Annotated in this window: 3 protein-coding genes; 1 reads left to right on the plus strand and 2 read right to left on the minus strand. The window is 73.5% G+C overall.

Annotated features, from left to right (window positions below):
- Window positions 1-318, plus strand: a 318-nt coding sequence (locus IH13_RS0105215; RefSeq protein WP_031081402.1) for a sensor histidine kinase, incomplete at its 5' end; no start/stop codon positions are given.
- Between the two features lie 49 nt (window positions 319-367).
- Here the strand turns inward: IH13_RS0105215 and fabD are convergent.
- Window positions 368-3,556, minus strand: coding sequence for an ACP S-malonyltransferase (gene fabD / locus IH13_RS0105220; protein WP_234433217.1), 3,189 nt, complete (start codon window positions 3,554-3,556; stop codon window positions 368-370).
- A 62-nt stretch (window positions 3,557-3,618) separates the two neighbouring features.
- Window positions 3,619-6,511, minus strand: a 2,893-nt coding sequence (locus tag IH13_RS36775; RefSeq protein ID WP_158791051.1) for a type I polyketide synthase, incomplete at its 5' end; no start/stop codon positions are given.

A 6,511-nucleotide genomic window follows, 5' to 3' on the forward strand; every position in this document is an offset into this window, starting at 1 on the left:
CTGCTGCGCAACCTCATCGACAACGCCGCCCGCCACGCCGCACACCGCATCCAGATCACCGTCCGGAACGAGGACGCCTGGATCGTCCTCACCGTGCACGACGACGGGCCGGGCATACCCAGCGAAGACGCCGAGCGCGTCTTCGAACGCTTCGTCCGGCTCGACACCGCCCGCTCCCGCGACAACGGCGGCACCGGCCTGGGCCTGGCCATCGCCCGCGACCTGGCCCACCGCCACCGAGGCACCCTCACCCTCACGCCCCGGACGCTCGGAGCATGCTTCCGGCTACGCCTTCCCCGGGCCCCGCGTCCGCATTGACCTCGCGGTGCGCCACCGCCCTCGGGCAAAGGTCCGGGTTGCCGCGGACTCAGCCGAAGCTGGACAGGCGTGCGGAGAGGTGGGCGGCGGCGCCGTCCATCAGGGCGTCGGCGATCGCCTCCACCCTGCGGGCTCGCCACGGGTGGAGCTCGGTGTCCGCCACCACCTGGTTGAAGGCGCCCATCGCGGGGCCGCAGTGCACCAGATAGTCCACCCGGGAGCGCTGGTCGCCGCTCACGGCAAGGCGGAAACCACGTGTGAAGTAGCCGCGGAACACAACCGCCAGCTGTTGCTCGGGGGCGCCGTCCGCCGCGACAGGCGCGGGGGCCTCGCCGCCCAGATATCGGTCGAGGACCTGGCTCGCGGTCTCGTCGTCCAGCTCGGCGAGTGAGCCGTGCCGGCGCCACAGCTCGTACAGCCGGGACGCCCGGGCCGGGAAGAACAGCCCCCGCTTGAGGTAGCGGGCCTGGACGCCGAGGTCGAACAGCTCGCCCCAGGGCGCGGTGTCCACGTCGTACTCGCGCGCCTCCTGAAGCATGTCCTTCACCTCCGCGCTGGTGGCCGCCTCCACGGAGCACTGGTTGACCGAGCCGGTCAGGACGAAGTCGGCGCCGAGCAGGAACGCCGCCCCGGCGGCCTCGGGCGTGCCGATGCCGCCCGCGCACCCCACGTGCACCCGGTGGCCGCCCGTCCCGGTCGTGTCGCGCAGCCGCAGCACGGCGGGCAGCAGGGTGAGCAGGTCAGCCGTGCTGCTCAGCCAGCCGCCGTCGGCCTCCACGCACAGATCGTCCGCCATGGGCCGCCCGGCCGCCGCGCGGGCCTCCTCCGCGGTGACCTCGCCCGACTCAAGCAGCCGAGCGACCAGCCGCTCCGGTGGCGGAGCCAGGAACTCGGCAGCCATGTCCGTCCGGGACACCTTGGCGATGATCCGGCCGCCTTTGAGGCGGAACCGCACCAGCGCCGGGGTGAGCAGCGGGAAGCCGGACGCCTCGACCAGGTCGACGCCGTGCCGCAGGAGCAGGTCCACCAAGGCGGACTCCTCCTCGGGGGCGCCGTGCCGGTACAACAGGTTGACGCCGAAGGAGCCGCCCAGGCCCAGCTCTCCGGCCAGGTCGCGCAGCAGGCCGTCCACCTCGTCGAGGGGGAGGCCGCCGGTCCCCAGGAAGCCGAGCAGCCCGGCCTTGGCCGCCGCGCCCAGCATCGCGCGGCCCGAGATGCCGCCGTACAGGGCGCCCAGCAGATAGGCGCGCCGCAGACCGTACCGCTCGCGGAAGGTGGCGGCTCCGAGGGTGTCAGCCGTCGGGGCGGCAAAGGAAGCGGGGCGTACGGGAGGTGGCAACTGGCCGGAAGGCGTTCGCTCGTCGAGTCGTTCCCCTGCTCCTGGCGCGGGCAGCGGCTCGGCGTCCTTCCTGATTCTGGCGACCAGATTGGTCAGGACCCGGCCCGGGCCCAGCTCCACGAACTCGAAATCGCCGTGGCCCATCAGCCGCCGCACCGTGTCGGTCCAGCGGACCGGCGAGGCGATCTGCGCGGTCAGGGTCGCCTCGACGGCGCCGGGGGCGTACGGCTGCGCGTCCACGTTGGCCAGCACCGGGACGGCCGGGTTCCGCAGGGCGAAGCCGTCGAGGAAGCGGGCGAACTCCGTTGCGGTGTCGCGCATGTGGCGGGAGTGGAAGGGCGCGCTGACATTGAGCCGGACAGCGCGGACACCGGCCGACTCGAACGCGGCACGGGCGGCGTCGACGTGCTCGGCCGGGCCGGACAGCACGAACTGGTCGGGGGCGTTGTGGTTGGCCAGGTCGAGCTCGTCGATGCCGGAGTCGGCGAGCACCCGCAGCACGGTCGCCTCGTCGCAGCCGACCACCGCCGCCATCCCGCCGCCGCCGGCCGCCGCCATCAGGGCACCGCGCCGCTGCACCAGGCGCAGCCCGGTCTCGAAGTCGAAGACGCCGGCGGCGAACAGGGCGGCGTACTCGCCGAGGCTGTGGCCGATCATCTCGGAGTCCTCGGCGAGCCGGTCGAGGTAGGTCAGGACGCTGACGACGTAGAGCGCCGGCTGTGTGTACTCGGTTCGCCCCAGGCGGCGCTCCGGGTCGCGGACGCACAGTTCCTCGATCGAGTAGCCGAGGACTCGGTCGGCGATCGCGGTCTCCCGGGGGTGCCTGGCGAACAGTTCCTTGCCCATCCCCCGCTGCTGAGACCCCTGACCCGGGAATCCGTAGACCTTCATGCCATGTGCCTTCCTTGCCGTCTTCGCTGTCACCGGAGTCGTCGGTAGGTGTGTGATCGCAGTGGCGGAGGGGGATGAGGCCGGTGCCGCGAGTGTGCGGGCCAGTTCCAGGGCCCGCGGGTCGTGGCAGAACGGGCTGAGCAGCGGAAGCGAGCGGGAGCGGTCACCCGCCGGGAGGTTGCCGCGGACGAAGTTGTGCAGGGTGCCGGAGGGGCCCAGGTCGAGGTAGAGGAAGTCGCCGCGGGCCCGCATCGCGGTCATGGCCTGCTCGAACTCGATGGGTTCGCGGACGACCCGCCGGAAGTGATCGGCACCGGGCCGCTCGACGAGCCGTCCGTCCACGCACGACACCCAGGGGATGCGCGGTGGGGAGAAGCCCACCCCGTCGAAGAGGGTCCGGCACTCGTCGAGGACGCCGTCCATCAGGCTGGAGTGGTAGGGGTACTCGACCGGCACCCGCTGGTGCAGCACGCCGGCCGCGCGCAGGTCCGCCTCGGCCCTTTCCAGGTCGGCGTCGGTGCCGGCGACCACTGTGTGGCCGGGGTAGTTGCGGGCGGCGACCTCGCAGCCGGGCGGCACGGGGGTCCGGTCCCGGCCGTCCGGGCGGGTGATGACCGCGAGCAGCCCGCCGCGCGGGACCGTGGGCAGACTTTCCGCCTGCCGGACGAGCAGCCGCAGGCACGTCTCGGCGTCGGTGCTCCCGGAGACGACCGCGGCCGCGTACTCGCCGAGGCTGGAGCCGAGCAGGTAGTCCGGCTCGACACCGCCCGCGCGCAGGGTCTCGGCCAGGGCGAGTTCGATCATGACGATCGCCGGGTGGGTGAGCCGTGTGTCGGTGAAGGAGTCGTTCTTGCGCCGGGCCGGGTCGAAGATCCTCGCGAGGACCGACTCGCCCAGCAGCCCGGTGGCGATGGCGTCGTACCGCCGCAGGGCCGTGCGGAACACCTCGTCGGACTCGAAGAGTTCCTCTCCCATGCGGTAGTACTGCGAGCCCTGCCCGGAGAACATGAAGACCACGGGCAAGGGTCCTTCGGGCGTCTGGGGCATCGGGGGTGCCCCGTCGGCCGCGGTCACCGGTACGTGTCCCAGAACAGGCCGGCCGCCGCCGGTTGGGCAGGTGTGTCGGGTGCCTCGGAGGCGGTGCCCCGGATGACGACCGTGCGCCCCGACGGGGGCTGCGGCAGCGGCGCCCGGGCGGCGCGGTGGTCCGCCGGGGCCGGGGCGAGCAGCAGGTGCACGTTGGTGCCGCCGTCGGCGAAGCAGTTGAGCGCGGCCCGGTCCGCGTCCTCAGGCCACGGGCGCGGCTCTCTCGGGAAGTACATCGCGGAGGCGTCCAGGTCGAAGTGCGGCAGCGGCTGCTGTCCGGAGCGGAACGGCACCTGCTGCCGGTGATGCAGCATCAGGACGACCTTGATGAACGCGGCGATGCCCTCCGCGGCCAGCGGATGACCGATGTTCGGCTTCACCGATCCGAGCGCGAGCCGCGGGGAGCGGGCCGGTCCGACGCCGTAGACACCCTCGATCGCCTTCAGTTCGAGCAGGTCGGTGACGGTCGAGCCGGAGGCGTTGGCCTCCACCCAGCCGATGTCCCGCGGCACACGGCCGCTGAGCGCCAACGCCTCGGCCATCACGTCCCTCTGTGCCCGCAGGTTGGGGGTGGCGGGCCCGGCGGTGCGCCCGTCGTTGTTGACCGCGATGCCTTCCAGTACGGCGAGCACCCGGTCGCCGTCCGCCTGGGCACGGGCCAGCGGCTTGAGGAGGACGACGCCGACGCCCTCACCGAGCACCAGTCCGGCCGCCCGGCCGTCGAACGCGTGGAACTCCGGGCCGGTGTTGAGCAGCCCACGCTGCCCGAAGACCCGGTGCGCCCGGTCGTCAGCGAGCAGGCTCACACCGGCGACGACGGCCGACTCCACGGAACCCGTGCGCAGCGCCTGTACCGCCGTGTCCATCGCCACCAGGGCGGAGGAACAGGCGGTGTCCACCACCAGGCTCGGGCCCTGGAAATCGAAGAACTGGGAGATGTTGGCCGCGAGGTAGTTCTGGCCGGTGACCACGACCGGGTTCTTGGCCCGCTCCAGTGCCGCCGGGTCGGGGGTGTGGGTGGCCCGGCCGCCGACGTAGACGCCGACCTTGCGGCCCTTGAGGTCCGCCGGGCGGTATCCGGCGTGGTGCACGGCCCTGTCGACCTCCTCCAGCAGGAGCAGCGCCTGCGGGTCCATCGCCTTGACGTCCGCCTCGGACAGCAGGAACCGCTCGGGCGCGAACCGCAGCACCTCCGGCAGCAGTCCGGCGTGATGGCCGAGGGGGCGTTCGAAGCGGGTGTCCGGGACGGGACGCAGAGCCGTACGGCCCTCCCGCAGAACTTCCCAGTAGGCGTCGGCGGAGTCGGCGTCGGGGAAGCGGCAGGAGAGGCCGACCACGGCTACGGCCTCGGCGCGCGGGTCAGGGACCGGGGAGGCGGTGCTGCCCTGCCGGCGTGCGGTGGCGGTCGGGGCGGGGGGTGTCTCGGCGGCCCGGCCGGGTGCCGGGGCCGCGGTCTCCGCCGTGGGCCGAGCCGCGGACCGCGGCCGTACGTCGCCTTCGGCCCCGGGTGCCGCGCCGCGGGTCTCCACGCCGCCGAATTCGGCGAGCAGCTCTGTCCGGTGCTCCTCGCCGAGGTACGCCGCGAAGCCGTCCGTCGTCGGGTGTTCCAGCAGGGCCGACGGGTCGACCGAGACGTCCAGGCGCTGGGCGACGGTCTGGACGAGTTGCGAGACCATGATCGAGTCCATGCCGTAGTCGTGGACCGGGACGTCCCCGGCCAGCTTGGCGCGGTCGAAGCGCAGTTCTGCGGCGAGCCGGTCGAGCAGCCAGGAGGCGACCGCCTCGACGGCGGAGCGCACGTCCGCCTCCGCACCCACGCCCGCGCCGACCACCGGTCGCGGCGCGGCGGCCGGTGCGGTGGGCGGGGTCTCCAGGCGCCGTGCCGTCAGGCGCTCGGCGCTGAATCCGGCGCCGGGACGCGGCAGTACGGGCATCACGACCCGGGCCCCGCTCTCCAGCGCGCGGTCGAGGAGGTCCAGCCCCTGGGCATCGGTGAGCGAAGCGAGGCCGGAGGCCCGGTAGGCGCCGCTGCGGGCCTCCCCCATTCCGGTGTCCTTCCAGCTCGGCCACTGCACGCTGACCAGGGGCAGGCCGTACGGTCGGGCCTCCGCCACCGCGTCGAGGTAGGCGTTGGCCATGGCGTAGTCGCTCTGGCCGACCGCGAGGGCGGGGACGGCGGCGGCGACCGACGAATACAGCACGAACAGGCCGAGCGGCTCGTCCCGGAAGCACTCCACCAGGGTGTCCAGACCGAACACCTTCGGTGCGAGGACACGGGCGATGCCGGTCCGCGGTTTGCGGACGAACGCCGGGTTCCCGAAGTCCGTGAAGCCCGCGCTGTGGATCACGCCACCGACCGGGCCGAGTCGCAGCCTGACGTCGGCCAGGACCTTGGCGAGCGCCTCCTTCTCGTCCAACGGAACGGCGACGGCCTCGAGTTCGACGCCCTGTGCGGCCAGTTCGGCGAGCGGGCGCAGCTTGCGGCCCAGCGGGCCGTCCTCGGCGATGTGCGCGGCCCACTCCGCGCGCGGCGGCAACTCCTCGCGGCCGGTGAGGACCAGCTTGCGCACGCCGTGCCGGGCGACGAAGTGGCGGGCGGTGAGCAGCCCGAGGCCGCGCGTGCCACCGGTCACCCACAGCACGTGGCCGGCCGGGAAGCCGATTGCGGCGCGCCGTCCCCGCGGGGGCTCGGCCAGCGTCGCCAGGTGGCGCGCTCCCCCGCGGTAGGCGACCTCGGCGGGCTCGCCGTCGGTGGACAGTTCCTCGGCGACCCAGCGGCAGAGCTGCTCGTCGGTCGCGGCGCGGTCGATCTGCACGTGGCGGGAGCGGACGTGGCGGTACTCGCTCTGCAGCATCCGGTACAGGCCCACCCGGACC

It is taken from the genome of Streptomyces sp. NRRL WC-3549 (assembly GCF_000721935.1).
Lineage (GTDB): Bacteria > Actinomycetota > Actinomycetes > Streptomycetales > Streptomycetaceae > Streptomyces.

What these genes read in the sequence shown, in the direction of transcription:
- fabD (WP_234433217.1), bottom strand. Translation starts at nt 3,556, where the DNA reads ATGTTCTCCGGGCAGGGCTCGCAGTACTACCGCATGGGAGAGGAACTC.